Genomic DNA, 1,158 nt, shown 5'->3' with positions numbered 1-1,158 from the left:
CTAAATAGCTGCGCGGAATAGTAGATCACATTAAGGGAACTCAGCCCGGATTGTGCGATCTGATCAATCGCCAAACATCACAAATCACCAACCGGACTGAGTTATGCCGATCATAGCACCCATCCCCCGAAATGAACGACGTCAGATGCAGAAAATTATCCATAAAACGCCAGATAAAAATCATGCCCGTCGGCTTATCGCGATGCTGATGTTGCATCGGGGGGAGCGCGTCAGTGATGTCGCCAGAACCCTATGCTGTGCCCGTTCATCCGTAGGTCGCTGGATTAACTGGTTTACGCTATCGGGCCTTGAAGGTCTGCAATCTTTGCCTGCCGGGCGTTCCCGCCGCTGGCCCTTTGAGCATATCTGCACGTTGTTACGTGAACTGATAAAGCATTCTCCCGGTGATTTTGGGTATCAGCGTTCGCGCTGGAGTACAGAGCTTATGGCATTAAAAATCAAAGAAATAACCGGATGTCAGCTCCATGCAGGAACCCTTCGTCGCTGGTTACCATCAGCCGGGATAGTATGGCGCAGGGCAGCACCGACCCTGCATATCCGTGACCCGCATAAAGATGAAAAAATGGTGGCAATCCGCAAAGCGCTGAACGAATGCAGCGTGGAGCACCCGGTATTTTATGAAGATGAAGTGGATATCCACCTCAATCCGAAAATCGGTGCAGATTGGCAACTACGCGGGCAACAAAAGCGCGTGATGACACCGGGGCAGAATGAAAAACACTATCTGGCTGGGGCGCTGCACAGTAGCACAGGAAAAGTCAGCTACGTTGGTGGTAACAGTAAACGCTCATCTTTATTTATCAGTTTGTTAAAGCATCTTAAAGCGACATACAGACGGGCGAAAAGCATCACGCTCATCGTGGACAACTATATCATCCACAAAAGCCGTGAAACCCTCGGCTGGCTGAAAGTGAACCCAAAGTTCAAGGTGATCTATCAGCCGGTTTACTCACCGTGGGTGAACCACGTTGAGCGGTTATGGCAGGCGTTACATGACACGATAACCCGTAATCATCAGTGCCGCACAATGTGGCAGTTGCTGAGAAAAGTTCACCACTTTATGGAAACCGCCAGTCCATTCCCCGGAAGCAGGCATGGGCTGGCAAAAGTGTAGCGGTATTAGGCGCGGCTATTTAG

General features: G+C 50.4%; 1 protein-coding gene. It reads left to right on the top strand.

Features of this window, described 5'->3' with window-relative positions:
- The first annotated feature begins 103 nt into the window (after nt 1-103).
- A complete protein-coding gene (locus AC2A1E_RS24115; RefSeq protein ID WP_484385862.1) occupies nt 104-1,135 on the top strand; it encodes an IS630 family transposase in 1,032 nt (343 codons plus the stop codon).
- Nucleotides 1,136-1,158 lie beyond the last annotated feature (23 nt).

The sequence above is a fragment of the Serratia sp. HNCC26DJ206 genome (genome assembly GCF_057180605.1).
This window is presented reverse-complemented; position numbering and strand designations above follow the sequence as displayed.

Excerpts from the sequence above, each read along its gene's own strand:
- AC2A1E_RS24115 (WP_484385862.1), top strand. The coding sequence starts at position 104 with ATGCCGATCATAGCACCCATCCCCCGAAATGAACGACGTCAGATGCAG.